The following is a 23,468-nucleotide window of genomic DNA, read 5'->3' as shown; positions in this document are numbered from 1 at the left end:
CCGGCCATGATCGGTGCACTCGAGCTCGGCCTCATCTATGCCGTGATGGCGCTCGGCGTCTACCTGACGTTCCGGGTGCTGAACTTCCCCGACCTGACGGTGGACGGGAGCTTCACCACCGGCGCCGGCACGGCTGCCATTCTCATCACCGGCGGTGTGCCGGCGTGGGTGGCGACGCTCGCCGGGGCCGGCGCGGGCGTGCTCGCGGGCGTGATCACCGGTCTGCTGCACACCAAGGGAGGGATCAACCCGCTGCTTGCGGGCATCCTCACCCAGGTGGGTCTGTACTCGATCAACCTGCGCATCATGGGCGCCGCGAACCTGCCGCTGCTGCGGGAGACCACGCTGTTCACCCCGCTGCGGGAGGCCGGATTCCTCGGCTCTGGGGTGTCCATCATCATCCTGCTCGCGACGGTGGCGGTGGTGAAGCTCGGCATCGACTGGTTCCTCGGCACCGACCTCGGCCTGGCCGTGCAGGCGACCGGGGACAACCCGCAGATGGTGCGCAGCTTCGGCGTGCACACGCACCGCACCATCATCCTCGGGCTGGCCCTCTCGAACGGCCTCGTCGGCCTGTGCGGTGCCCTGATCGCCCAGTACCAAGGGTTCGCCGACATCTCGATGGGGATCGGCCTGATCATCGCCGGTCTCGCCTCGGTGATCCTCGGGCAGGCGATCATCTCCTCCCGCCGGGTGATCTTCGCCACCACCGCCGTGGTGCTCGGCTCGGTGCTGTACCGGCTCGCCATCCAGGTGGCCCTGGAGGTGGGGCTGGACCCGAACGACATGAAGCTGATCTCCGCGGTGCTGGTGATCATCGCCCTGGTGCTGCCCCAGTGGAGCAGGATCCGCCAGGCGACCGGGCTGCGTGGGTTGCGCGCCGCCGCGACGGGAGGGCGTGAGTAGATGCTGGAGCTGCACGAGGTCAGCAAGACGTTCTTCGCTGGGACCGTGAACGAACGCCGGGCCCTGGTGGACCTGTCGCTGCACCTGAAGCCGGGCGAGTTCGTCACCATCATCGGATCGAACGGTGCCGGCAAGTCCACCCTGCTGAATACTGTCGCCGGTGCCCTGATCCCCGACTCCGGCACGGTGCGCCTGGACGGTCAGGATGTGACGCGGTGGCCCGACCACCGCAGGGCACGGCTCGTCGGCCGTGTGTTCCAGGACCCGATGGCCGGCACCGCCCCGGCGATGACCATCGAGCAAAACCTCGCGATCGCGCTCGCCCGCGGCACCCGCCGCGGGTTGCGGCGAGGGGTCACGGCCGCCAAGCGGGAGCGTTTCCGTGCCGAGCTGGCCTCTCTCGAACTGGGCCTGGAAGACCGGCTGTCGGCCGCCGTCGGGCTGCTCTCCGGGGGACAGCGCCAGGCTCTCTCACTGCTCATGGCGACTTTCTCCGAGCCACGTGTGCTGCTGCTGGACGAGCACACCGCCGCGCTCGATCCGTCCCGTGCCGCCCTGGTGACCGAGCTGACCGAGAAGGCCGTGGCGCGCCACCACCTGACCACCGTGATGGTCACCCACAACATGGAGCAGGCGCTGCGCCTGGGCACCCGGCTGATCATGATGCACGAGGGGCGCGTGGTGGTGGACCTGGACGGTGACCGCAAGCAGAAGGCCACCGTGGCCGACCTGCTGAGCGCTTTCGAGCACGTCAAGGGTGCGGACCTGGGCGACCGGACCCTCCTGCAGTAGTCCGGCGTTTAGAGGTGCGTGCTGGGGCGACGCGCAGCAGGCTTCGCCTATCCGCGCGATCTCTTAGGCTGGTCATGCACCTGGACGAGAGGGACCGATGAGCACTGAGCCACCCACTGGCCGCCCCGACGCGGCCGCCGGGAACGACCACCCGGACGGGGCCGATCACGCGGATACTGCCGCCGAGCCTTCCGCACCCACCGAACCCTCCGCACCAGAGGCCGACCCGGGTTCGGACCGAGGCTCAGGCGAGGTGCGAGCCGCTGGAGGAGACGTCGGCGACGAGGTGAGCATCGCCGACTCCGTGGACCGGAGCAGAGTGCGCCGGGTCCCGCGCTATGGCCGCTTCGCCACCCTCGGCGGCCTGCTCGGTGTGATCCTCGCGGCCGTGGCCACCCCGTTCGCCGACGAGACCGAGTTCCTGGACTACGGCGGTCTCTTCCTGCTGCTCACCGCGCTCTTGGTGCCGTTCTGCATCCTGATCGGCTGTGTCATAGCCCTGCTCCTGGACCGGAGGAAGAAGTGAGCGCAGCTGCCCAGCACCGGATCCTGCGTCTGCACCAGGCTGCGGCCGACGCCGTGCACCCGCACCTGGAGCGCGTCCGTGCCGAGCAGGAGGTTCCGGGAGCGTTCTCCGACGCCGCCCTTGCCGAGGCCTCGGAGGCGGCGAGCACCCCGGTGACACACGCCGAGGACCTCACTGACCTGCCGTTCCTCACCATCGACCCACCGGGCGCGAAGGACCTCGACCAGGCGATGCACATCTCCCGCACCTCCGGCGGATACCTGGTGCGCTACGCGATCGCCGACCCGGCCTCGTTCGTCACCCCGGGCGGCGCGCTGGACGGCGAGCTGGCCGACCGAGGCGTCACCTTCTACGGCCCGGACGGGTCGATCACCCTGCACCCGGAGGCCATCTCGGAGGGCGCAGCCAGCCTGCTCGCGGGGGAGTCCCGCCCGGCATGCGTGTGGTCCATCGAGCTGGATGCCGAGGGTGCGGTGGTGCAGGCGGGAGTGCGCCGGGCTCAGGTGCGCAGCCGGGAGCAGCTCACCTACGAGCAGGCGGCGGAGCGGATCGAGCAGAGTCCCGACGGCGGCCCTTCCGAGCAGGAGGACACACTCACCTTGCTGCGTGAGGTGGGCAGGCTTCGGATCGCCCAGGAGCGTGCCCGGGGTGGTGCGTCGCTGGCCATTGCCGAGCAGGAGGTGGAGGTCGACGACGGCGGGTACCGGCTGGTGCAGCGCAGCAGCCTGGCCGTGGAGGAATGGAACGCGCAGATCTCCCTGCTCACCGGGATCGTGGCGGCCGGCCTGATGCGGCAGGCGCGGGTGGGCGTGCTTCGCACGCTCGAACCAGCGCGCCGCCGTGACATCGCGCGGGTGCGCCGTGCCGCCCACGGCTTGGGGATCGAGTGGCCGGACGGTGTGGCCTACGGTGAGGTGCTCGCCGGGCTGGACTCGGCCGAGCCCGCGCACGCGGCCTTCCTCCAGGAGGCGACGTCACTCTTCCGCGGCGCCGGCTACCTCACCTTCGACGGCGACCTTCCGCCGGACTCACCGCACTCGGCGATCGCATCCGAGTACGCGCACGTCACGGCACCGCTGCGACGCCTGGTGGACCGGTACGGCTTGGAGATCTGCCTGGCTGCGACCGCCGGTACCGATGTTCCGGACTGGGTGCGTGCTGCGCTCGCGGATCTGCCCTCGATCATGGGCCGGGCCGGGCAGCGCTCCTCGGCGTACGAGCGTGCCTGCCTCGACGTGATCGAGGCGGTGTTGTTCCAGGGCCGTGTGGGTCAGGAACTCGACGGCGTGATCGTGGAGATCGACGGTGGCGACTCCGACGACGAGGGCGGTGAGCGGCAGCAGCGCGGCACGGTGGTGATCGCCGACCCGGCGGTGCGAGCCCGGGTGACCGGTGCGGACCTGCCGCTGGGAGAGCGTGTCCGGGTACGGGTGAACAGCGTCGATGTCGACGAGCGTGAGGTCACCTTCACCCTGGCGTAGCGGGGAGCGTGGGACGCATCGCCGGGGTGGCTGCGGGTGTGGGACCATGGTCCCGTGGTACGCGGAGATGGTCGTCTCACCCATGAACTCCTCCCTGGCGAGAAGGGCCCGCAGGATGCATGCGGCGTCTTCGGAGTCTGGGCCCCAGGCGAGGAGGTGGCGAAGCTCACCTACTTCGGCCTGTACGCCTTGCAGCACCGAGGGCAGGAGTCCGCCGGGATCGCCACCAGCAACGGTGAGCAGATCCTCGTCTACAAGGACATGGGCCTGGTCTCCCAGGTCTTCGACGATGGGGCGCTGCGCTCACTGACCGGGCACATCGCCCTGGGCCACGCACGCTACTCCACTACCGGTGCGAGCACCTGGGAGAACGCACAGCCCACACTGGGCCCCACGTCGTCGGGAACGCTGGCCCTCGGCCACAACGGCAATCTCACCAACACCGGTGAGCTCATCGAGCTGGTGCGCGAGCGCTACGGCAGCATGGTGCGCGACCGCGCGCTCGACGACTGCGCCTCCGACACCACGGTGCTCACCGCGCTGCTCTCCGGAGACCCGGAGCACACTCTGGGTGACACGGCTATGGAGGTGTTGCCGCGGGTGCGCGGCGCCTTCTCGTTGGCGTTCATGAGCGAGAACACGCTGTACGCCGCGCGGGACCCGCAGGGCATCCGGCCGTTGGTGCTCGGGCGCCTGGAACGCGGCTGGGTGGTGGCCTCCGAGACAGCGGCACTGGACATCGTGGGTGCGGCATTCGTGCGTGAGGTGGAACCGGGTGAGCTGATCACGATCGACGCCGATGGGCTGCGCGCTCAGCGGTTCGCCCCGGCCGAGCCGAAGGGCTGCGTCTTCGAGTACGTCTACCTGGCCCGCCCGGACACCACCATCAGCGGCCGCTCCGTGAACGCCGCGCGGGTGGAGATGGGCCGCGCGCTCGCCCGTGAGCACCCCGCCGAGGCCGACCTGGTGATCCCGGTGCCCGAGTCCGGCACCCCGGCCGCGATCGGGTACGCCACGGAGTCCGGCATCCCGTTCGCGCAGGGGCTGACGAAGAACGCCTACGTGGGCCGCACCTTCATCCAACCGAGCCAGACGATCCGTCAGCTCGGCATCCGGCTCAAGCTCAACCCGCTGCGCGAGGTGATTCGCGGCAAGCGCCTGGTGGTGGTGGACGACTCGATCGTGCGCGGCAACACCCAGCGCGCCCTGATCCGGATGCTCCGCGAGGCTGGGGCCGCGGAGGTGCACGTGCGGATCTCCTCCCCGCCCGTGAAGTGGCCGTGCTTCTACGGCATCGACTTCGCCACCCGCGCCGAGCTCATCGCGAACGGCCTGAGCCCCGAGGAGATCGGGCAGGGCCTGGGTGCCGACACCCTCGGTTACATCTCCACCGACGGCATGATCGCCGCCACCGAGCAGCCGGCCAGCCAGCTCTGCGCCGCATGCTTCACCGGTGAGTACCCGGTGAAGATTGAGCAGCGTGAGGTGGCCGCGCAACTGGGTGACCAGGAGGAACTGCCGCTCGGCGCACCCGAGGACGGGTTACGGTCCTTGTCCGTCTCTGCTGGCGGGTCGGGAGCACTGGTTCACCCATGACGACATCCAACGCACCCATCACGTATGCCTCCGCCGGGGTCGACACCGAGGCCGGGGACAAAGCCGTCGAACTGATGAAGGACGCCGTCCGGGCCACGCACGGGCCGCAGGTGCTCGGTGGTGTCGGTGGCTTCGCCGGTCTCTACGATGCCACGGCCCTGACGCGGTACCGCAAGCCGTTGCTGGCCAGCTCCACCGACGGCGTCGGCACCAAGGTGGCGCTCGCGCAGGCGCTCGACATCCACGACACCATCGGCTTCGACCTGGTCGGCATGGTGGTCGACGACATCGTGGTGGTGGGTGCCGAGCCGTTGTTCATGACCGACTACATCGCCTGCGGCTCCGTGGTGCCGGAACGGATCGCCGACATCGTGCGAGGGATCGCGGCGGCCTGCTCGGTGGCCGGGACCGCCCTGGTGGGCGGCGAGACGGCCGAGCACCCGGGTCTGCTGGACCCCGACGAGTATGACGTGGCCGGCGCGGCGACCGGAGTGGTCGAGGCCGACGCGTTGCTCGGACCCGACCGCGTGCAGGCCGGTGACGTGCTGCTTGCGATGGGCGCGAGCGGTCTGCACTCCAACGGGTACTCGCTGGTGCGTCGCGTGATCAGTGTGGCCGGCTGGGAGCTGGACCGGGACGTGCCTGAGCTGGGGCGTACTCTCGGCGCTGAGCTGCTGGAGCCGACCAGGGTCTATGCCGCCGACTGCCTGGCGCTGGCCCGAGCGGACGACGTGGGCGTGCACGCCTTCACGCACGTGACCGGTGGGGGACTGGCGGCCAACCTGGCTCGAGTGCTGCCCGCTGGACTGGTGGCGGACGTGGACCGCTCGTCCTGGGTGGTGCCACCGGTGTTCGACATGGTGCGCCGCCTCGGCTCCGTGCCGTGGACCGACCTGCAGAACACCCTGAACCTCGGCGTGGGCATGGTGGCGGTGCTCCCTGCTGACGGAGTAGACGCGGCGCGACGGCTGTGCACCGAGCGAGGCGTTCCCGCCTGGGAGCTCGGCGTCGTCCGTGGCGCTGAGGACGTCGACCTGACCGCTGGTGGCGACGTCGAGATCGTCAGCGGGACCAAGGGCGTGCATGGTGGCGGAGTTCGCCTGATCGGCGACTACCGCACGTCGTGAGCCATCGGATGCCCGCGAGCGGGCGTCGCTGGCTGCGAGGTCGCGCAATGATCGGCCGGCCCCATGGTGCGGGCGGGCACGCATCCGGGTGGTCACGCGTGGACGCATGGTCGCGACTGACCCTGACCAGAGTCTGACCCGATCAGGACCGGCCGCGACCATCACGCATCGTCGGCACCCGACGGGGCCTGCGGCACACTGAAGGAACGAGACGCGCGCCTACCGCGCGGCTTGCACGTTCAGTGACGGGACGGTGGCGACTGCCAGTCGTCCTCGTCCTCCGCAGGCGGAATGTCATACCGATCCGCAAGGTCGGTCTGCGTCGACGAAGCCAGCTCGCGCTCGAGCGCGTTGTAGTCCGTCTCGGGGCTGTAGTACTTCAGCTTCCGAGCAACCTTCGTCTGCTTTGCCTTCTGACGGCCGCGCCCCATGGCGTGACCCCCTCCACCGTTGGTGCCGGCACCACACCGTCCGAGGACGTAGTGACACCGGGAATGGTCATTTGTCGTGTCTCAACCGTACCCCGTGATTCGGCCAGCGGGCGAACCGAACGGGACGAAATGCGCCGTCCTGCGAGGAGATGGGTCTCGTTGAGTGAGACAGATCACTTCTTCCGGCGTGCGACGGTCAGACCGACGATCGCGAGGACGGTCGCTGCTGCTGCGCCGGCGATGCCGAGCGCCTTGGGGTCGCCGGACTTGAGCCCGTCGACGAAGGATGTCGCGCTGTCACGTGCGCGTTCCTTGACGTCCTCGACCTGACGGCGAGGGTCCACGCGTCGCGAGAGTTCGTCGACAGCCTTGGTCAACTGCTCACGACTGGCCGCGAGGTCTGCCTCGATCTCTGCGACCGTGCGCTTCCGCGTCTGCTCGCTCTCACCGCTCACTTGCCCACTCCCTGCTTGATCGCCTCGACGTCCTTCATCACGCTGTCCTTGGGCTGCGGGGTGGGGCCCTTCTTCAGCAGCGTCTTGCCCACCAGCGCGAGGATCGCCGTGATGAGCAGGATCCCACCGGCCACGATCAGCGCGGCCGCCCAGTACGGCAGCACAGTGGCCAGTGCGAGCATCGCTGCGGTGAACAGCCAACCGAGCCCGAACAGGGCGAACACGCCGGCGCCGGCGAGCAGCCCGCCACCGATCCCGACCGACTTCCCCTTCTCCGCGATCTGCGCCTGAAGCAGCTGGAGCTCGTCCCGCAGGAGCCGGGAGAGGCTCTCAGTGAGCTGGCCGACCAGGGCGCCGATCGACGGCTCCTGCCCCGACCCAGGGTCCTTCGTGCTCTGGCTCACCGTGCTCACCTCTCGATTGCCTTGGTTCGTGACGTCGATGCCTGTACGGGTCCTCACCCAACCGTGTCGGCCGGAGTTCGGCAACTCGCAGTCTACGGACCCCTGGGACCTGTGATCTTCACGATGGCGGGGGCAGGCTCAGCCGTGCCCGCCAGTGGTGCCCTGGAATCGCGCTGCGCTACTGGGTAGGCGCACGTGAACCGGTCAGCGGGGCCGCCTCCAGGTGGGCTCCGGTCCCGATCGGTGGAACAACTCAGCCCCGCTCCAGGAGTTCCGGGCGGGGCTGGGTTGATCTGCTGTTCTTCGGTGGCTCCGACCGGCGTCGATCCGGTGACCTTTCGATTTTCAGTCGAACGCTCTACCAACTGAGCTACAGAGCCCTGACACAATCGCCCGGTCATGGTGGTGACCGGGCGATTGATCGCGACCCCGACCGGACTTGAACCGGCGGCCTCCGCCGTGACAGGGCGGCGCTCTGACCAACTGAGCTACGGGGCCTCGCGTGTGTTGCTATGAAATTGTGGTCGTACCCCCAACGGGATTCGAACCCGTGCTACCGCCGTGAAAGGGCGGGGTCCTAGGCCGCTAGACGATGGGGGCCCGGTTGCCCGTGACGCCGTCCGACGCCCCAGAACCTCGGAAAGCATACGACAGACTTGGCCCGCTCGGCAAAACGCCTGAACGTGACGTGGAGCACGCTGGTGCCAGGCGCCGTCGGGGCGACCTCCTGACCCAGTAGGTGCCACCGCCTGTCGCCGCTCGGCGCTCGTCCCGACGGCGAGTGGCACCTACCGAGGGCGCCCTCGCGGGTAGGTGCCATCGGCCGTCGGCACCGGGCCCGGATACCGACGGCGAGTGGCACCTCGTGGGCGGGTGCCGGCGCGACCCGGAGTCGGTCGCAGTGAGAGACTGCCCGGGTGATCGAGATGTCGCGGGAAGACTTCGAGACGGCCGTCGGTGAAGGGCTCGACCTGATCCCGCCCGAGCTCGCCCGGCACATCGACAACGTGGTGGTGCTGGTGGAGGACGACCCACCCGCCGACGCCGGTGACGCGGATCTGCTCGGCCTGTACGAGGGCACCCCGCTCACCGAGCGCGGGGAGTGGTGGGCAGCGGGATCGCTCCCGGACCGGATCACCATCTACCGCAACCCCACGCTGCGGTTCTGCGAGTCGGTCGACGAGGTCGCCGAAGAGGTCGCGGTGACTGTGATCCACGAGATCGCGCACCACTTCGGCATCGACGACGCGCGCCTGCACGCGCTCGGCTGGGGCTGAGGTCCGCATTCGCCGCGCGTCTGAACGAGGTTCGGCAGAGTGACCCACCGACGGCGGTAGGTCAGTCTGCCGGAGGTATGTCAGATAGTGCCGGGTGCCGGGTGCCGGGTGCCGGGTGCCGGGTGCCGGGTGCCGGGTGCCGGGTGCCGGGTGCCGGGTGCCGGGTGCTGGGTGCTGGGTGCTGGGTGCCGGGTGCTGGGTGCCGGGTGCCGGTACCGGTGCAGGCAAGCGTCAGGCGTCGGCGGCCTGGCGGGCTTCCCATGCGCTGGAGACCATCTGCTCCAGGGTGTGCGTCATCTGCCAGCCCAGGTCGCGGGCCGCGGCCTCACCGGAGGCGACGATCCGGGCCGGGTCGCCGGGCCGGCGGTCGACCAGCTCGGGCTCGAAGTCGATCCCGGTGACGGCAGCGATGGTGTCCATGATCTGGCGCACCGAGACCCCGTCGCCGCTGCCCAGGTTGTACACCGGCAGCAGGTTCTGCCCCTGAGCGAGCGCCTTGGCGGCGTTCACGTGCGCATCCGCGAGATCGGCGACGTGGATGTAGTCACGCACGCAGGTGCCGTCCGGGGTGTCGTAGTCGGTGCCCATGATCTTCGGGGTCCGGCCCTCGACGAGTGCGTCCATCACCAGCGGGAACAGGTTGTGCGGGGAGACGTCGCGCAGGTCGGGTGAGCCGGAGCCGACGACGTTGAAGTACCGCAACGACGTGTGCAGCAGCCCGGTGGCGCGCGCCTGGTCGGCCAGCAGCCACTCACCGATGAGCTTGGACTCCCCGTAGGGCGACTCCGGGCGAGTGGCGGTGTCCTCGGTGACCAGGTCCACCTCCGGGGTGCCGTAGGTGGCGGCGGAGGAGGAGAACACGATCGCGGGGACCCCGGCGGCGGCCATCGCCTCCAGCACGCTGACCGTGCCGGTGACGTTCTGGGTGTAGGTGTGCAGCGGCCGCTGCACGCTCACCCCGGCGTACTTGAACCCGGCCACGTGGACCACACCCTGGACCGAGTGCGTGCGCATGATCCCGGTGAGGCGCTCGGTGTCCAGGATGGACGCCTGCTCGAAGGGCACCCCCTGGGGCACGAACCCGCCCAGTCCGCTGGACAGGTCGTCCACCACCACGACGTCGATCCCCGCTGTGGTGAACGCGCGCACCACGTGCGCTCCGATGTAGCCGGCTCCGCCGGTCACCAACCATGTCATCGCTTAGGCCTCCTGAGTCTGGAATCCGGGCATCGTCGCGGCCGACTCGTCGTGCGTGTGCGACCGAAGCAGGGTGGCCGTCGCCCACCCGCGGGTGAGCAGACCGGCGTCGGTCTCCGGCTCGAACGTGACGGCGTCGGCGGAGAAGGGCTGGAAAAGCAGGCGCTGGACCTGCCGGTCCCGCTCACCGTCCTCGAGGGTGAACCGGGCCGGGACGGCGGTGCGCAGCCCGCGCAGCTGTGCCATCGGGATGTCCGGCATGTTGATGTTGAGCACGCGCCCGTCCTGCGGGTGGCTGGTGACCCACCGGAACGCCTCGGTGACCACCGCGGTGGCGGTCTCCGGGTGCTCGATCTCGCGGCCGGTGCTGGAGAAGGCGACGGCGGGGATCCCCTGCGCGGCGGCCGAGAGTGCCGCCCCCACGGTGCCCGAGTGCAGGATCGCCGGCCCCACGTTCGGACCGAGGTTGATGCCGGAGAGCACCAGGTCCGGCCGCGGCCCGAGGCCGCCCATCCCTGCGGCGTAGGCGATCAGCGCCGGGCTGGCGTGCACCCCGAATGCCTCGATGTCCGCGCGCAGCCCCGGTGGACGGCCCTCGGTCCGGAGCAGGTTGCCGTCGTCGCCCTGCTCGCCGTTCAGCCCGGCGCTGTACCCGGAGTACTCCCGGTTCGGCGGGGCCACGAGGACCTCGTGCCCGGCGTCCGCGGCCACGTGCGCAAGGATCGCCAGTCCGGGGGAGGTGATGCCGTCGTCGTTGGTGATGAGCACGCGCATAGGGGAGAGCACTCCAAGAGGGGGTTTGCCGAGCTGGGCAGCACCATTCTGCCTGGTCCGGGCGGACGGCAGCGTCGTACCCGGGGAGAACCGACGTCGATCGGGCCGCCAGATCGACGTCGGACTTCTCCGGCGGGGTGGGATGATGGCGAGATGTACGAGGTGAGCAAGTCCGAGGAGCAGTGGCGGTCCGAGCTGGACCCGACCGAGTACGCCGTGCTGCGCGAGGCCGGGACCGAGCGGGCCGGCACCGGGGCGCTGCTGAACGAGAACCGCGAGGGGATCTACCGGTGCCGCGCGTGCGGGAACGAGCTGTTCCGCTCCACCACGAAGTTCGACTCCCACTGCGGCTGGCCCAGCTTCTACGCCCCGCAGGACTCCGACGCCGTGGAGACGATCGACGACCACAGCCTCGGCATGCTTCGCACCGAGGTGCGTTGCGCGCGGTGCGGCTCGCACCTCGGGCACGTCTTCCCGGACGCCCCGCAGACCCCCACCGGGGACCGGTACTGCATGAACTCCGTCTCGCTCAGCTTCGAGGAGGGCGCAGAGCCCGACGGCGGAGCGTGAGCCACCTGCAGGTCCTCACCCTGAACCTGCAGCGAGGCCTGACCGCCGAGACCGGCCGTCCCACCGATGCAGATGCGCTCACCCACGCCATGGCGGGGGTGAGCGCGGACGTGGTCGCCCTGCAGGAGGTCGATCGCGGCCAGCCACGTAGCGGTGGGCTGGACCAGGCGCAGCTGGTGGCCGACGGGCTCGGGCTGCCCCACCTGCGGTATGCGGCCACCCTCGCCGGTGACGTGCGCCGAGGGCATCGTCGGGACCAGGTTCCCGCGCGAGCCGGCAACCACCCCGGCCCCGCCTACGGCCTGGCCATCGCCTCCCGGTACCCGGTGCTGGCCTGGTTCACCACCCGGCTGCCTCGCGTCCCGATGCCACTGCCGGCGCTGCGCAGGGGTCGCCCCGCATGGTGGGAGGACGAGCCGCGCGGGGTGCTGGCGGCGATCGTGCAGGCCCCAGCAGGCCCGGTGGCAGTGTGCTCCACGCACCTCTCGCTCGCGGGCCCGATGGCCGCCGTCCAGCTCCCGCGGGTGCTGCGCGCCGCCGAGCGCCTCGGCCGCGCGACCCAGGGTCGGCTGCTGGTCTGCGGCGACCTCAACCTCGACCCCGGGTGGGTCTCCGTGCTCGCCCCCGGCTATCAGCTGCCCCGGGCCCGCACCTTCCCAGCAGCCGATCCGCGCCGCCAGCTCGACCACGTGCTCGTCCGTGGGGAAGCCCTGAGTGAGGTGTCCGCGCCGCGTCTGCCGATCTCGGACCACCGGGGCCTGCAGGTCCGGGTCCAGATGTGAGCGGCGCAGGCAGCGGAGAAAACCTGTGACCATGGAGCCATGACGGCAGGCAGGTGCGCGTGAGCACGGCACGCGGGGGCAGGCTCGACCGTGTCCCCGCACCGATGCTCTTCCTGACCGCCGGGATCAGCCAGTACATCGGTGCGGCGCTCGCGGTGGGGCTGTACACCGTGATCCCGGCGACCTCGGTGGCCTGGGCGCGCGGCGCCGTCGGGGCCTTGGTGCTGCTGGTGCTGGTGCGGCCGTGGCGGCTGCGATGGACCAGGCGCCAGCTGGCGCAGACAGGGCTGTTCGGGGTGGTCCTGCTCGGCATGAACATCCTGTTCTACGTGGCGATCGACCACCTGCCGCTGGGGGCCGCAGTGGCGATCGAGTTCGCCGGGCCAGTAGCGGTGGCCGCCATCGGCGGACGAACCGCGCGGCACCGCATCGCCGTGGCGCTCGCCGCCGCCGGCGTGCTCGCGATCTCCCTGGTCGGGCTGGACTGGTCCGTGCAGGGGGCGACGGCGGAGCTCGCCCTCGGTCTGGCCGCTGCCCTGGGAGCAGGGGTGCTCTGGGCGGGATACATGGTGATCGGTGGCCGGATCGTGCAACGGCGCAGCGGGGTGGCCTCGCTCGCGATGGGCCTGACGATGGCCTCGCTCCTGTATGCGCCGTTGCTGGCGGCCGACGCGGTGACGGAGCTGACCTGGCCGATCGGGCTGGTTGTCGTGCTGGTCGGGCTGCTCTCCACGGCGCTGCCGTACACCCTCGACCAGATCACCCTGAAGCGGTTGGGCACAGCCACGTTCGCTTTGCTGAACGCCCTGCTGCCGGTCTCGGCGGCCGTGATCGGTGTGATCGCGCTGCGCCAGATCCCCACCTGGGGTGAGGTGGCAGGCACGCTCGCGGTGAGTGCCGCCGTCTGGATCTCCGCCCCGCGGAAGCGGCCAGGGCTGCAGCGGGCGGCCGGGGAGTAGCGGCCAGGCTGCTGGACGATCACCGGTCGCGCAGCGCGGCCGCGGTGAGGGAGACCGACCGATCCTCGTCGGTGGCCAGGTACTGCAACAGTGGGGCGGTGAGCTCACCGGGGAACTCGGCGAGGGCCTGAGCGATCCGACGACGGACGGCCGGGTCCGGTGTGTCGGCGGCCGTACTGAGGGCGGAGACGATGGTCCCGGCTGCTGCCGGATCAGTGGCCAAGGCCCCCAAAGTCTCGGCGGCCTCGACGTCATTGCTGCCCTCGATGACCATGGCCACGAGCGTGGGAACGGCGGCTGCCTCGGCGGCGGCCCCCAGGGCCAGGGCGGCGTGCCGGCGGACAGAGGGGTCGCCGTCGGTGAGGGCCGTCCGAAGTGCGGCGAGCGAGGCTGGGGTCGCCTGCTCACGGTGGATGGCGGCCACAGCCCGGACGGCGCGGCGTCGCACCATGACGTCTGCGGCGGTGAGGGCGGGGGCGAGGTGGTCGACGGCCTCACCGCCGGCCCGGACCAGCGCCCATCGCAGCGCTCCCGCGGCATTCTGGTCCGCTTCGGTGAGCAGCGCTGCCGTGAGCGCATCGGTAGGCGCGGGCCTCGTCGGATCCAGCGCCACCTGCTGCCGGCGGATGGAGCTGGTCGAGCGCAGATCCTTCAACAGCGCGACCACCTGCAGCGCGTCCTCCCACCCGGTGGATCGGAGCTGCTCGACCGTGCGCAGGCGATCGAGCAGCTCCTGCTCCCGGGCCAGGCGCTCCTCGGACTGCTGCACCAAGTCACCGACGAGGTGGGCGGGCGTGACGCCCGGGTCCTCGAGCGCCTGGGCGACCTGACGCAGGGACAATCCCAAGGTGCGCAGGCCCTCGACCTGGAAGAGGCGCCGGAAGTCCTTCGCCGAGTATTCCCGATACCCGCTGCTGGTGCGCCCCGTGGGGCGGACCAGGCCGAGGCGGTCGTAGTGCCGGAGCATCCGGGCGCTCACCCCCGAGCGACGGGCCACCTCACCGATCAGCATGGACCTATCCTGCCTGGCCCTGCGGGTCGACAGCCCGTGCCCGGACCTTCTGCGCCTGCGCAACGGAGACCTCGAACCCGGCGTCCGGGTCGTGCCACAGGCTCTCGGTGGCGCTCGCATGCTCGCGCACGGCAGGGTCCGGGCTGATGGCGGCCGCCTCGAGGGTGGCGTGCAGGGCGCGGCCAGCGCTCTCGGTGCTGCTCGCGAGCGTGATGAGTGCCCGGCTGAGGCTGAGCCGGACCTCCCGGTCACCGTGGCCGAGAAGTGCGCCCAGGGAGCGGATCACCTCGGCTCGCTCCTCGATCGGGGCGAGCACCACGGCGGCACGCCAGGCGCTGCGGGCGACCTCGGGGTCCGGGTCCTGGAGTCGGCCGCGCACCGCCTGCCACGCCTGGCCCGCGCCGATCTTGGACAGGGTGTGCAAGGCCTGACTCCGGGCCTGTCCACGATCGGAGTCCAGCTCGGCGAGCAGCCGTGGCACGGTGCGAGTGGCCGGGTGCCGGGTCAACGCCCAGGTGAGCATGTCCCGGACGAAGAAGTCCGGCTCGATCGCTGCGCGGTCCAGCAGAGGATCGAGGAGCTGGGTGTGCGGGTAGGTGCCGGCCGCCATCGCGGCACGCAGCCGGGTCGAGGCGTTGGCGGCAGCGAGCGCCTGCTGCACTCGCTCAGGGGACGGACGGTGCTGTGGCGTAGACATGGGCCACCTCCTTGTCCGTCAGTCAAGAGATTGTCACAGTGACAAGGTCAAGGACGTGTCTCGACGAGCGGCTCGGTCGCTGCTGTGGCACTGTGAGCGTCGCGCGAGGAACGCTTGCGCGCCGCCTCGGGCGGTTGACAGGAAGGAGACGCCACGCATGGGCGAAATCATCGGCCTCATCGTTTTCGGCGCCATCATCGGTGTGCTCGCGCGGCTCTTCAAGCCGGGTGAGCAGAAGATCGGCGTGATCTGGACGATCCTCGTCGGTATCGCAGGAGCGCTGATCGGGTACTTGGTGGCCGGCTGGCTCGGGGTGGACGACACCTCCGGGATCGACTGGATCCGGCTGATTATCTCGGTCGTCGCTGCCGTCATCCTGCTGGGCGTGTTCATGGGGATCACAGGGAAGAAGAAGACCGGGAGCAAGTAGCACACTCGCTCGGAGAGGCCCCTGCACGGACACGGTCCGTACAGGGGCCTCTTTCTGTGAGACTGGGCGTATGGAACTGATCATTCAGCCCGGGGCGCCCGAAAGCGCCCGGATCGTCGCCGACTCGATCGTGGCGCTGCTGCAGCGCAAGCCCGACGCCGTTCTCGGCCTGGCCACCGGATCGTCACCGCTCGCGGTGTATGACGAGCTGGTACGGCGGCACGAGGCCGGAGATGTGAGTTTCGCGCAGGCGCGCGCCTTCCTGCTGGACGAGTACGTCGGGCTGCCTGCTGACCATCCGCAGCGGTACCGGAACGTGATCGAGACCGAGCTGGTGGGCCGGGTGGACTTCGCCGAGGGGGCGGTGCAGGGCCCGGACGGGCTCGCTGCGGACATCCCGGCCGCCTGTGCCGCCTATGAGCAGGCGATCGTGGACGCCGGTGGGGTGGACCTGCAGATCCTGGGCATCGGTACTGACGGGCATATCGCGTTCAACGAGCCCGGATCCTCGCTCGCCTCCCGCACCCGCATCAAGACCCTCACCCGACAGACCCGGATCGACAACGCCCGGTTCTTCGACGATGACGTGGAGAAGGTGCCCACCCACACCCTCACCCAGGGGCTGGCCACCATCCGGGCAGCCCGGCATCTCGTACTCGTGTCCACCGGGCGGCATAAGGCTGAGGCCATCCACCAGATGGTCGAGGGGCCGGTCTCGGCGATGTGGCCGGCGTCGGTGCTGCAGCACCACCCGCACGTCTCGGTGCTCGTGGACCCGGCCGCGGCGGCGCGCCTGCAACTGGCGGACTACTACCGCGAGACCTACGAGACCAAGCCCGCGTGGCAGGGGCTGTGACCGGCACCCACCTGGTGGGCAAGCGCCGGCGCGGGTGTCCCGGAGCGTGACCCCACGACGGCAGTCGGCCGGACGGTCGCGGGCGAGAACTCGTGCCATCATGCATTGATGACCACGTTCAGTGTGCACGGGACGGCCATTCGTTCAGTTCCGCCCGAGCGGGCGCAACTACGGCTGCAGGTGGTCTTCGAGGGCGCCGACCGTGGCAAAGTGCTGAGTCGGACGATCGAGGTGCACCGGCGGGTCACCGAGCAGGCACGGCGTCATCAGGAGTCCGGGGCAGCCACCTGGTGGGGTGCGGACCGGGTGCAGGCGATGCCGTTCAAGGAGTACGTGAAGAACTCCGACAGGCGGATCACGAAGTTCCGCAGCTCAGCGTCGGTGACGGTGCGGTTCCAGGACTTCGAGGCATTGGCCGAGTGGGTGGCGCAGGTCGGCGCGCTGGACGGGGTGTCCGTGAGCGGCATCGACTGGGAGCTGACCCAGCACACCCGTCGAGAGACGGAGAAGGCGACGCGCATCGATGCGGTGCGGGACGCCGTCGTGCGGGCCCAGGACTACGCGACGGCCCTCGGACTGGGCGAACCGCGGCTGGTGGCGGTGTTCGAACCAGGGCTGCGGCCGCACGCGGGCCCGGCTTCGCCGCCGCCGGCGGCATTCGCTGCCCGTGGTGCACCGGCCTCGGCCGGCGCGTCGGCGGATCTCAAGGCCGGCGATGTGGACACCCGCGCCGAGGTGAGCGCGGACTTCGTCACCGACTGACCCTTGTGTGCCGGCGCGGGATGCGTACGGTGGCGGTATGGGATCTGGGGGTAGGTCAGGGGTTCGATCGACTGCGGCGGTCGCCGTCATGGCCGGGGCCGTGGTGCTCGGCGGATGCGGGACCAGCGATCCGGGCTCGGACGCGGTGACGCTTGCCGCCCCGTTCGTCTTCGCCCTCGTGGACGAGGTGAGGGACGGACCGGACTGCGACGACGGATACCACCGCGGGCCCGACGGGACAGAGTGTCTCGCGCTGACCGAGCAGGTCGACGTCCAGGCACTCCAGCGGCTCGAGCTGGGGGAGTCGGTCGACGGCGACGGTGAGACCACCGGTGAGACGGTCGTGCAGATCGAGTTCCTGCCCGATGAGGCCGAGGAGTTCGCGGCACTGACCGAGGCAGCGTCGGCGTCCGGGCAGGGGCGGATCGCCCTGCTCGTGGACGGCGCCGTCGTCTCGGCTCCGGTCGTGGCGGAGAGCATCACCGGCGGCGCGGTGACCATCAGTGGCTGGAACGAGAGCGAGGCGCGCGCGTTCGTCGAGCGCGCCAACTGACCAGCCCAAGTCAGTGGTCGTGATCGGTTCCTATCCGATCCGGGTCCTGCCCGGGTTCGACGACGACGAACTGGCCCATCATCCCCTGGTCCTCGTGCCAGAGCAGGTGGCAGTGGTACATGTACGGCACCGCGGGATCTGCATACTCGGTGAACCGCATGATCAGTGTGTAGCGGAGGTCTGGGGGCAGGTAGATCGTGTCCTTCCACCCGGCTAGTTCGGGTGAGGGCGGCTGTCCATCGATCTCCAGGACCTGGAACTGCACGTCGTGGACGTGGAAGTTGTGGGGCTGACGGTGGCCGTTCCAGACCTCCCAGATCTCGGTGGTGTCGACGGTGACGACGTCGTCGATGCGGTCCATCTCCATCGACTGCCCGTTGATCCGGTGACTACGCAGCTCGAACTCACGCGTCTCAACCGCCGATGACGGGTCCAACCTGTCGATGGTGGCGAGGCGCGCAGGCAGATCGGCGGATCTGTCGAGGTCCTCGTTTGCGCGCAGCAGGAGGATATCGAGCGTGTCGGTCGCGCCGGTGCTGCGACTACGGCCATTCGACAGGCCCAGATCGTGGGGGAAGGAGCGCAGCGTTACCTGCTGTCCGGGACGCATCTCCACGATGATCTCCGCACGTTCGCCGGGAGTCAGCAGGATGCGGGTCAGCCAGGTCGGCTCACGGAGGAGTCCGCCGTCGCTGGCGATCATGGCGAACTCACGATCGTCGGAGAACCCGAAGGAGTAGCTCCTCGCGGTGGAGGCGTTCAGTAGTCGCAATCGGGTCCGCTCGCTGGTGATTTCGAGAACGGGCCCGGGGCTCCCGTTGACCAGGATCGTCTCGCCGAGCATGCCGTTGTCACGTCGGGAGGTCTCCACGAGCCGGCCGCGGTCGTCGAAGCTCTTGTCCTGGACGATGACGGGGATGTCATCGACGCCGTAGTCGCGCGGCAGGCCGAGGAGGGACTCCTGCTCGTCGTCGATGATGAACAGGCCGCCCAGACCGCGGTAGACGTGGCGCTCGGTCTCCCCGTGGGGGTGCGGGTGGTACCAGAGCGTGGCGGCGGGCTGGTTGATGGTCCAGGCCGGTGACCATGTGTCACCGGGGGCGATCATCTGGTGCGGGCCGCCGTCGGCGGAAGCGGGAAGGTGCATCCCGTGCCAGTGCAACGTGGTGGCCTCGTCGAGTTGATTGGTGACGTTGACCTGCACGGACTCGTCCTGTCGGGCACGCAGCGTGGGCCCGAGGAATGTTCCGTTCAGTCCCCACGTGTCCGACATCCCTTCCGGGACGATGGCGGACCTGCCCGCCTGGGCGGTCAGGTCGAAGACGGTGACGCCGTCTCGGTGGGTTCCTTCGGCGAGTGGTGGGATCGGCAGCTGGTTGCGGAAGTCCACGTCGCCGACGGTGTCTCTCGTGCCACGCGAGCCGAAGCCGTCACAGCCGGTCAGTGTGACGGCGCCGGCGACACCGAGTGTGCCGAGTTGAAGGAAGATGCGACGATCGATTCGCGCGGGGAGGATCCTGTGCATGGCACCAGGCAACCGGCTTCATCCCTGCTGACACATCGGGTACCACCCCGATCTGCCCCCTGATCTCACGGCTGTCGTCTCAGGGGGAGCCTGTGGCGGAGCGCATCGACACCTCGGCGCGGACCAGGCCCATGCACCTCAGCTGCGGAACGTCACCCGGTGCGTGGCTCCCAGGGATCCTGCCGTGCGGACAGTTAGCTGGGTCCCCTCATCGTGCCGGCTTACCTCGATCGTGGAATCGGCGTCCCACGAGCCGTAGCTCGGGCCCGCGATCAGCACCTCCACGGCGTCCTGCTCCTGGGTGGGGTCGGACACCGCCACCGCCAGGGTCCCGGGCTCGGACTCGTCGAGCACCACTGAGCAGGGGTGGGCGCTGGTGATCCTGGCGACCGACCGGGGCTCCAGGACAGGTTCGAACGCGAGATAGGGAGCATCGGCCGACTCTCGGCTGAAGATCTCGATCGACAGGCCGTTCGTCGGGCCGTCCGGCTCGGCCAGGGCCAGTGACAGCGAGCCGCCGTCACGCAGGACTCCGACCGCATGCGCGGTCAGATCGATCGCGCGCCACTCCCAGTCGCTGTCGATCGAGACCGTGGTGACCTCCGCCCCCAGGGCGGGCTTGGTGTTCCAGGTCAGTGCGGCCTCGTCCCAGGCCTCGTCCACGGAGTGCACGATCACGTCGGCCGTTGAACCGCCCGCGTCGTTGACCCGGGCACGCAGATACAGGGTGGCGGCCCCCACCTCCCCGGCGGGGACGGTGATGCCGGAGAGATCGAACTTCAGATAGCTCTGCCGGGAGTAGCCCGAGTCCGCTCGTGCCACGTGCTTGACGAGCATGAGCGTCCGTGCGCCGTAGTTCGTGTCCGCATGCTGCCCGTCGTTGACGTGCGCATCGGCGCTGGCGACCGCCCGGTTCGACGTGTCGGGCGCGGCGTCCCAGAAGTTGACCGCGGTGAGACCGAGGCTGCGCCGGCGCACCGCCTGGACCTCGCCCGAGTTCTCCAGGATCTGCACGTCGGCGCGATCGGACTCGGCGAGCTCGCGGGTCTGAGCCGGTGAACCACCAGGTAGCAGCAGGTACGCGTAACTGTCGTCGTCGGGCTGCACGCCGTGGTCGAACCACATCGTCAGGTACCGGCGGGAGATCGGATCGGTGGAGCCGTTGACATGAATGTCCTGCCAACTTCCGGTCCGTTCCTCACGGAGAGCATGCACCTGAGACCCACGTGGGAAGACATAGCCGCCGACTCCCTCCAGGTGCGCCCAGCGCACCCGCCCTTCGGTGGACCAGCCCTGCTGCGTCGGCTGGCCGGTGCCGTCAAGGATCAGGGTGTTCGCGCCGTCGGCGTGCAGGTTCCGGTTCTCGATGACCGTCTCCACCGGGTGCGCGTCCCCACCCCCGGTGATCCCGGCACCGAGGGCGACGACGACGTCCCCGAGGTGGAACCAGGACTTGCGGGCCTCCAACGTGGAGGCGATGCCCTGCAGGTGCTGCCCCACGGCGCCGTGCGCCCCCAGCGATGCACCGCCCACCCAGGCGGCGCTCGGTGGCTGAGCGGCTCCCCACTCGCCGCCGACCGCATCGGGGAGCGGCCTGCTGTCCACCGTGGTACCGGGTAGCCGGTACAGGTCGACGGTGGGCCAGAACTCGTCGGTGAACTGCCCGTGGTCGTCGTTGTAGAGGTAGGTCATGCCCTCGCCGGTGTGGAACCCTCGCTCGTTCTCCCCGTTACCGGCCTCGTAGTAGGCGATCCGCTTGCTCGACATCGAGATCGCGTACGCCCAGCCGTCGCCGCGTCCGACCGCGCGAGCCATGCCGGGGAACAGCGCGAAGTCCCGCGGCTCAGGGAGGGCCTCGACAGTGTCGTCGTCGAGCAGGGCGGCGTAGGCGGCCGCGCGTGGAGCACGGGCATCGAGGAACACATCCTGGAAGGTGGACCGCTCCAGCAAGCCCTTGCAGCGTGCCCTCCAACGCGCGGCCATCTCCGGGTGCTCGACCGCGAGCCCATCGGCGAGGCGCAGGATGTGGTCGATGATGAGCCGGCCGTGGTAGTTGTCCGACGCCCGCTCCCGCGAGATCGCACGGCCACTGACGAAGTCCATCATCAGTCCGTTGAACATGACGGGGGCGAAGGTGATGTCGACGGCGTCGAACAGGATCTGCCGGTCCGGGTCGACGATCGCCCCGGGAGTTCCGGAGAGCAGGGTGATCAGACGGGAGGACCCATCGAGCAGCACCTCACCGTAGGTGCCCGTGTAGGCGACGTTCCCGTGCTGCACGAACGAGCCGTCCCGGTAGAAGCCGTCGCCGGTCTCGACGTACTCGAAGACCTCGGAGACGCCGTCACGGGCGCGCAGGACCTTCTCCTCGACGCGCCCGAGGAGGCCTCGCAGTGCCACCGATCGGCACAGGTCGATCCGGTTGGCGCCGGTGGAGACCGTCCGCCGGGAGCCGAGGAACTGGAAGAACGGGTCCGCCACGAAGAAGTCGATGGTGGCGGTGTAGTCGCCGATCTCGGCATCGCTGAGGTGGTCGGCGATCAGGATGCACGCGTCCATCGAGGCGCGGGCTGAGCCGATCTCCCACTCCCACCAGTTGCCGGGCTCATCCCGGTCCGGGTGATAGGCGACGTCGTGCGTGGTTCGCAGGCCCGCGAGCACGTCCGCCAGCACGGCCGGATCCTCCTGGTACTCGCTCCCTGGTGTGATGAAGGCAGCGGCCATCGACGCCAGCCGCCGGTAGGTGGCGGTCATCATCGGAGGCTGATCGAGCGGGAGGTCGGTGAACACCTGGGTCCGGCTAGGAGAGCGGATGAGGAGCGCGAGTGCGTCGGCGACCTCCGCGTCGAGGACGTCGATGGCTCCGGCCAGCCGAGGATCGCCGGGGTCGAGGTCCTCACCGCCGGTCAGGAGATCACGCCACACCTGCAGCGCGGCCGCATAGGTGTCCTCGGTATCCGCATAGGCTCCCGCGGCGGAGAAGCCTCCCAGGCCCGGGAGCGTGCCGGAGAGCAGGGCGGCACCGCCGAATCCGGCGAGCACAGCTCGGCGGCTCAGGGTGTGGGTAGGGCGGTCGATGGCGCGTCCTCGGGTCATGACTGGCTCCTTCTGAACTGGTGGGGGGTCGGTTGGCTGTTCATGTCGTCCGGTCTGTGCGACCAGTGGGTCGGGTCAGGTGCGGGCTCCGCAGGACTGGCGCACCACCACGCGCGGCCGCAGCTGGATCTGGTGGATGGGTCCGGCGTCACCGTCGATGAGCCGGCGCAGCAGGACCTCCGCCGCCATCCTGCCGACCCGATACTTCGGTGGCGCCACCGCGGTCAGCGGTACGTCTGCCACGTCGGCGAGCTCGTCGTCGTAGGAGACCAGGGCGAGGTCCTCGGGCACCCGCAGCCCCCGGCGACGTGCCGCGCCGAGGACGAGAGTGGCCTCACGGTCGCTGAAGATCAGGGCGGCTGTGGCCTCGGCGTCGGTCAGCGTGTCGATGCACTCGGCCGCGAGCTCGCGGTTCCATACCGGCGGCTCGCACCGTTGTAGATCGGGAAGGCCGAGCGCACGGACGGCCGCCTCATACCCGGAACGCACGCCGTCCTGGGTGGGGCCGTGGCTCCGGGTGAGCAAGGCGATCCGGTGGTGGCCGAGTCGGTGCAGGTGAACGACGGCGTCGAAGGCCCCGCCCTGATGGTCGGAGGTGACGTGCTCGCTCGTGTCCGCCGGACCGGTCCCGGCCAGTCGGCGTTCCATCAGCACCACCGGGACCGGTAGTGCCGTGAGCTCCGCCGCGCGGGCAGCAGGGTCGTCGACCGTCAGCAGGTCGGGGGCGAGGAGTAGCCCGTGCACGCCGGAGTCGAGGAGCCGCAGGAGATCGGCCTGCTCCTCGTCCAGGTCGTAGTGGTACGTCGCCAGCTGCATTCCCGCCCCGGCGGCCGACAATGCGTCGTCGATCCCTTGCAGCACCCGCGGGTAGTAGAGCTGCGCGTCCGGGACGAGCACGCCGATTCGGAGGTCGCCGCGCTGCACAGCGGCAGTCCTGTCGATGACGAAGGTGCCGGCGCCCCGACGACGAACGACGAGCCCCTCGGTCACCAGCTCGTCGTAGGCGCGGCGCACGGTGGTCAGGGACAAGCCGGTCTCGGCAGCGAGGCGGCTCTCAGTCGGCAACTTGCCATGGCCTGCCCACTCGCCCGCCAGGATCCCGCGCCGGAGGTCACCAGCCAGCGCCTGGAACTTCAGGGCGCTGACGGCAGTGTCTCGCACGTCGGGTCGTTCGCCACCGACCGCGGAATCTGCCACCGCACATCCTCTCCCCGTGCTTCGTTGCAGAGCGAGCGTGCGCTCCGGTGTGCAGAGTAATCA

The 23,468-nt window shown here is 69.9% G+C and carries 24 protein-coding genes and 3 tRNA genes; 14 read left to right on the top strand and 13 right to left on the bottom strand.

Translation table 11 applies throughout. The annotated features are described in order from the left end of the window. The first annotated feature begins 6 nt into the window (after nucleotides 1-6). From BLU77_RS10790 to purM, 6 genes are all read left to right on the top strand, one after another. Complete coding sequence (locus BLU77_RS10790) at nucleotides 7-906, top strand: ABC transporter permease (RefSeq protein ID WP_089773182.1); 900 nt, start codon at nucleotides 7-9, stop codon at nucleotides 904-906. Then, nucleotides 907-1,698: an ABC transporter ATP-binding protein gene (locus tag BLU77_RS10785; protein ID WP_089773181.1), complete on the top strand. Its 792-nt coding sequence runs from the start codon at nucleotides 907-909 to the stop codon at nucleotides 1,696-1,698. 97 nt (nucleotides 1,699-1,795) lie between these two features. Next, nucleotides 1,796-2,224, top strand: coding sequence for a hypothetical protein (locus BLU77_RS10780; protein WP_089773180.1), 429 nt, complete (start codon nucleotides 1,796-1,798; stop codon nucleotides 2,222-2,224). Further along, the gene (locus BLU77_RS10775; RefSeq protein ID WP_089773179.1) at nucleotides 2,221-3,705 is read left to right on the top strand and encodes an RNB domain-containing ribonuclease; all 1,485 of its coding nucleotides are present in this window, start codon (nucleotides 2,221-2,223) and stop codon (nucleotides 3,703-3,705) included. Before BLU77_RS10780 ends, BLU77_RS10775 begins: the two co-directional genes overlap by 4 nt. 54 nt (nucleotides 3,706-3,759) lie before the next feature. After that, the gene (gene purF, locus BLU77_RS10770) at nucleotides 3,760-5,301 is read left to right on the top strand and encodes an amidophosphoribosyltransferase (RefSeq protein WP_089775637.1); all 1,542 of its coding nucleotides are present in this window, start codon (nucleotides 3,760-3,762) and stop codon (nucleotides 5,299-5,301) included. Next, a complete protein-coding gene (purM, locus tag BLU77_RS10765; RefSeq protein ID WP_089773178.1) occupies nucleotides 5,298-6,428 on the top strand; it encodes a phosphoribosylformylglycinamidine cyclo-ligase in 1,131 nt (376 codons plus the stop codon). The genes purF and purM overlap by 4 nt, the downstream gene beginning before the upstream one ends. A 239-nt stretch (nucleotides 6,429-6,667) precedes the next feature. Here purM and BLU77_RS10760 read toward each other — a convergent pair whose 3' ends face one another. The 6 genes from BLU77_RS10760 to BLU77_RS10735 form a co-directional block, all read right to left on the bottom strand. Further along, nucleotides 6,668-6,859: a DUF3073 domain-containing protein gene (locus tag BLU77_RS10760; RefSeq protein ID WP_089773177.1), complete on the bottom strand. Its 192-nt coding sequence runs from the start codon at nucleotides 6,857-6,859 to the stop codon at nucleotides 6,668-6,670. 173 nt (nucleotides 6,860-7,032) lie between these two features. Continuing rightward, a complete protein-coding gene (locus tag BLU77_RS10755) occupies nucleotides 7,033-7,314 on the bottom strand; it encodes a DUF3618 domain-containing protein (RefSeq protein WP_089773176.1) in 282 nt (93 codons plus the stop codon). Then, entirely contained in the window at nucleotides 7,311-7,718 is a 408-nt protein-coding gene (locus BLU77_RS10750) for a phage holin family protein (protein ID WP_089775635.1), read from the bottom strand. Before BLU77_RS10750 ends, BLU77_RS10755 begins: the two co-directional genes overlap by 4 nt. 307 nt (nucleotides 7,719-8,025) lie before the next feature. After that, a tRNA-Phe gene (locus BLU77_RS10745) sits at nucleotides 8,026-8,098 on the bottom strand. A 44-nt stretch (nucleotides 8,099-8,142) separates the two neighbouring features. Further along, a tRNA-Asp gene (locus BLU77_RS10740) sits at nucleotides 8,143-8,216 on the bottom strand. Nucleotides 8,217-8,245: 29 nt separating this feature from the next. Beyond that, nucleotides 8,246-8,318 (bottom strand) — tRNA-Glu (locus tag BLU77_RS10735). A 326-nt stretch (nucleotides 8,319-8,644) separates the two neighbouring features. Between BLU77_RS10735 and BLU77_RS10730 the strand changes: the two genes are divergently transcribed. After that, nucleotides 8,645-8,995 carry a metallopeptidase family protein gene (locus BLU77_RS10730; protein ID WP_089775633.1) on the top strand — a complete coding sequence of 117 codons (351 nt, stop codon included), beginning with the start codon at nucleotides 8,645-8,647 and terminating at the stop codon, nucleotides 8,993-8,995. 231 nt (nucleotides 8,996-9,226) lie between these two features. Here the strand turns inward: BLU77_RS10730 and galE are convergent, their stop codons facing one another. Both galE and surE read right to left on the bottom strand, forming a co-directional pair. Further along, nucleotides 9,227-10,192 (bottom strand): UDP-glucose 4-epimerase GalE, encoded by a 966-nt coding sequence (galE, locus tag BLU77_RS10725; protein WP_089773175.1) that lies wholly within the window; start codon nucleotides 10,190-10,192, stop codon nucleotides 9,227-9,229. 3 nt (nucleotides 10,193-10,195) lie between these two features. Then, nucleotides 10,196-10,966, bottom strand: coding sequence for a 5'/3'-nucleotidase SurE (gene surE, locus BLU77_RS10720; protein WP_089773174.1), 771 nt, complete (start codon nucleotides 10,964-10,966; stop codon nucleotides 10,196-10,198). A 153-nt stretch (nucleotides 10,967-11,119) separates the two neighbouring features. On the opposite strand from surE, the gene msrB reads away from it, so the two are divergent. The 3 genes from msrB to BLU77_RS10705 are packed head-to-tail and all read left to right on the top strand — an operon-like array spanning nucleotide 11,120 to nucleotide 13,277. Further along, nucleotides 11,120-11,536 carry a peptide-methionine (R)-S-oxide reductase MsrB gene (gene msrB, locus BLU77_RS10715; RefSeq protein WP_089773173.1) on the top strand — a complete coding sequence of 139 codons (417 nt, stop codon included), beginning with the start codon at nucleotides 11,120-11,122 and terminating at the stop codon, nucleotides 11,534-11,536. Further along, nucleotides 11,533-12,318, top strand: coding sequence for an endonuclease/exonuclease/phosphatase family protein (locus BLU77_RS10710; protein WP_175477049.1), 786 nt, complete (start codon nucleotides 11,533-11,535; stop codon nucleotides 12,316-12,318). Before msrB ends, BLU77_RS10710 begins: the two co-directional genes overlap by 4 nt. Before the next feature lie 59 nt (nucleotides 12,319-12,377). Continuing rightward, nucleotides 12,378-13,277 (top strand): EamA family transporter, encoded by a 900-nt coding sequence (locus BLU77_RS10705; protein WP_245708814.1) that lies wholly within the window; start codon nucleotides 12,378-12,380, stop codon nucleotides 13,275-13,277. A gap of 19 nt (nucleotides 13,278-13,296) precedes the next feature. On the opposite strand, the gene BLU77_RS22925 is transcribed toward BLU77_RS10705, so the two are convergent. Continuing rightward, nucleotides 13,297-14,289, bottom strand: coding sequence for a HEAT repeat domain-containing protein (locus tag BLU77_RS22925; protein ID WP_089773171.1), 993 nt, complete (start codon nucleotides 14,287-14,289; stop codon nucleotides 13,297-13,299). Between the two features lie 4 nt (nucleotides 14,290-14,293). Then, nucleotides 14,294-14,986, bottom strand: coding sequence for a HEAT repeat domain-containing protein (locus BLU77_RS10695; RefSeq protein WP_089773170.1), 693 nt, complete (start codon nucleotides 14,984-14,986; stop codon nucleotides 14,294-14,296). Between the two features lie 157 nt (nucleotides 14,987-15,143). On the opposite strand from BLU77_RS10695, the gene BLU77_RS10690 reads away from it, so the two are divergent. From BLU77_RS10690 to BLU77_RS10675, 4 genes are all read left to right on the top strand, one after another. Beyond that, nucleotides 15,144-15,416, top strand: a complete 273-nt coding sequence (locus BLU77_RS10690) for a GlsB/YeaQ/YmgE family stress response membrane protein (RefSeq protein WP_089773169.1) — start codon at nucleotides 15,144-15,146, stop codon at nucleotides 15,414-15,416. A gap of 70 nt (nucleotides 15,417-15,486) precedes the next feature. Next, nucleotides 15,487-16,272, top strand: a complete 786-nt coding sequence (gene nagB / locus BLU77_RS10685) for a glucosamine-6-phosphate deaminase (protein WP_089773168.1) — start codon at nucleotides 15,487-15,489, stop codon at nucleotides 16,270-16,272. Between the two features lie 108 nt (nucleotides 16,273-16,380). After that, nucleotides 16,381-17,034: an SIMPL domain-containing protein gene (locus tag BLU77_RS10680; protein WP_089773167.1), complete on the top strand. Its 654-nt coding sequence runs from the start codon at nucleotides 16,381-16,383 to the stop codon at nucleotides 17,032-17,034. Between the two features lie 88 nt (nucleotides 17,035-17,122). After that, the gene (locus tag BLU77_RS10675) at nucleotides 17,123-17,587 is read left to right on the top strand and encodes a SecDF P1 head subdomain-containing protein (RefSeq protein ID WP_089773166.1); all 465 of its coding nucleotides are present in this window, start codon (nucleotides 17,123-17,125) and stop codon (nucleotides 17,585-17,587) included. 10 nt (nucleotides 17,588-17,597) lie between these two features. Here the strand turns inward: BLU77_RS10675 and BLU77_RS10670 are convergent, their stop codons facing one another. The 3 genes from BLU77_RS10670 to BLU77_RS10660 form a co-directional block, all read right to left on the bottom strand. After that, complete coding sequence (locus BLU77_RS10670) at nucleotides 17,598-19,112, bottom strand: multicopper oxidase family protein (RefSeq protein ID WP_089773165.1); 1,515 nt, start codon at nucleotides 19,110-19,112, stop codon at nucleotides 17,598-17,600. A gap of 138 nt (nucleotides 19,113-19,250) precedes the next feature. Continuing rightward, nucleotides 19,251-22,208: a polysaccharide lyase family 8 super-sandwich domain-containing protein gene (locus BLU77_RS10665; RefSeq protein ID WP_089773164.1), complete on the bottom strand. Its 2,958-nt coding sequence runs from the start codon at nucleotides 22,206-22,208 to the stop codon at nucleotides 19,251-19,253. Between the two features lie 75 nt (nucleotides 22,209-22,283). Then, entirely contained in the window at nucleotides 22,284-23,405 is a 1,122-nt protein-coding gene (locus tag BLU77_RS10660) for a GntR family transcriptional regulator (protein ID WP_089773163.1), read from the bottom strand. Between the last annotated feature and the right edge of the window lie 63 nt (nucleotides 23,406-23,468).

This window comes from Ruania alba, assembly GCF_900105765.1.
Lineage (GTDB): Bacteria > Actinomycetota > Actinomycetes > Actinomycetales > Beutenbergiaceae > Ruania > Ruania alba.
This window is presented reverse-complemented; position numbering and strand designations above follow the sequence as displayed.

What these genes read in the sequence shown, in the direction of transcription:
- BLU77_RS10780 (WP_089773180.1), top strand. Translation starts at nt 1,796, where the DNA reads ATGAGCACTGAGCCACCCACTGGCCGCCCCGACGCGGCCGCCGGGAAC.
- surE (WP_089773174.1), bottom strand. Translation starts at nt 10,966, where the DNA reads ATGCGCGTGCTCATCACCAACGACGACGGCATCACCTCCCCCGGACTG.
- BLU77_RS10680 (WP_089773167.1), top strand. Translation starts at nt 16,381, where the DNA reads ATGACCACGTTCAGTGTGCACGGGACGGCCATTCGTTCAGTTCCGCCC.
- BLU77_RS10690 (WP_089773169.1), top strand. Translation starts at nt 15,144, where the DNA reads ATGGGCGAAATCATCGGCCTCATCGTTTTCGGCGCCATCATCGGTGTG.
- BLU77_RS10675 (WP_089773166.1), top strand. Translation starts at nt 17,123, where the DNA reads ATGGCCGGGGCCGTGGTGCTCGGCGGATGCGGGACCAGCGATCCGGGC.
- BLU77_RS22925 (WP_089773171.1), bottom strand. Translation starts at nt 14,289, where the DNA reads ATGCTGATCGGTGAGGTGGCCCGTCGCTCGGGGGTGAGCGCCCGGATG.
- msrB (WP_089773173.1), top strand. Translation starts at nt 11,120, where the DNA reads ATGTACGAGGTGAGCAAGTCCGAGGAGCAGTGGCGGTCCGAGCTGGAC.
- BLU77_RS10665 (WP_089773164.1), bottom strand. Translation starts at nt 22,208, where the DNA reads ATGACCCGAGGACGCGCCATCGACCGCCCTACCCACACCCTGAGCCGC.
- BLU77_RS10695 (WP_089773170.1), bottom strand. Translation starts at nt 14,986, where the DNA reads ATGTCTACGCCACAGCACCGTCCGTCCCCTGAGCGAGTGCAGCAGGCG.
- BLU77_RS10730 (WP_089775633.1), top strand. Translation starts at nt 8,645, where the DNA reads ATGTCGCGGGAAGACTTCGAGACGGCCGTCGGTGAAGGGCTCGACCTG.
- BLU77_RS10790 (WP_089773182.1), top strand. Translation starts at nt 7, where the DNA reads ATGATCGGTGCACTCGAGCTCGGCCTCATCTATGCCGTGATGGCGCTC.
- BLU77_RS10670 (WP_089773165.1), bottom strand. Translation starts at nt 19,112, where the DNA reads ATGCACAGGATCCTCCCCGCGCGAATCGATCGTCGCATCTTCCTTCAA.
- BLU77_RS10760 (WP_089773177.1), bottom strand. Translation starts at nt 6,859, where the DNA reads ATGGGGCGCGGCCGTCAGAAGGCAAAGCAGACGAAGGTTGCTCGGAAG.
- galE (WP_089773175.1), bottom strand. Translation starts at nt 10,192, where the DNA reads ATGACATGGTTGGTGACCGGCGGAGCCGGCTACATCGGAGCGCACGTG.
- BLU77_RS10785 (WP_089773181.1), top strand. Translation starts at nt 907, where the DNA reads ATGCTGGAGCTGCACGAGGTCAGCAAGACGTTCTTCGCTGGGACCGTG.
- nagB (WP_089773168.1), top strand. Translation starts at nt 15,487, where the DNA reads ATGGAACTGATCATTCAGCCCGGGGCGCCCGAAAGCGCCCGGATCGTC.
- purM (WP_089773178.1), top strand. Translation starts at nt 5,298, where the DNA reads ATGACGACATCCAACGCACCCATCACGTATGCCTCCGCCGGGGTCGAC.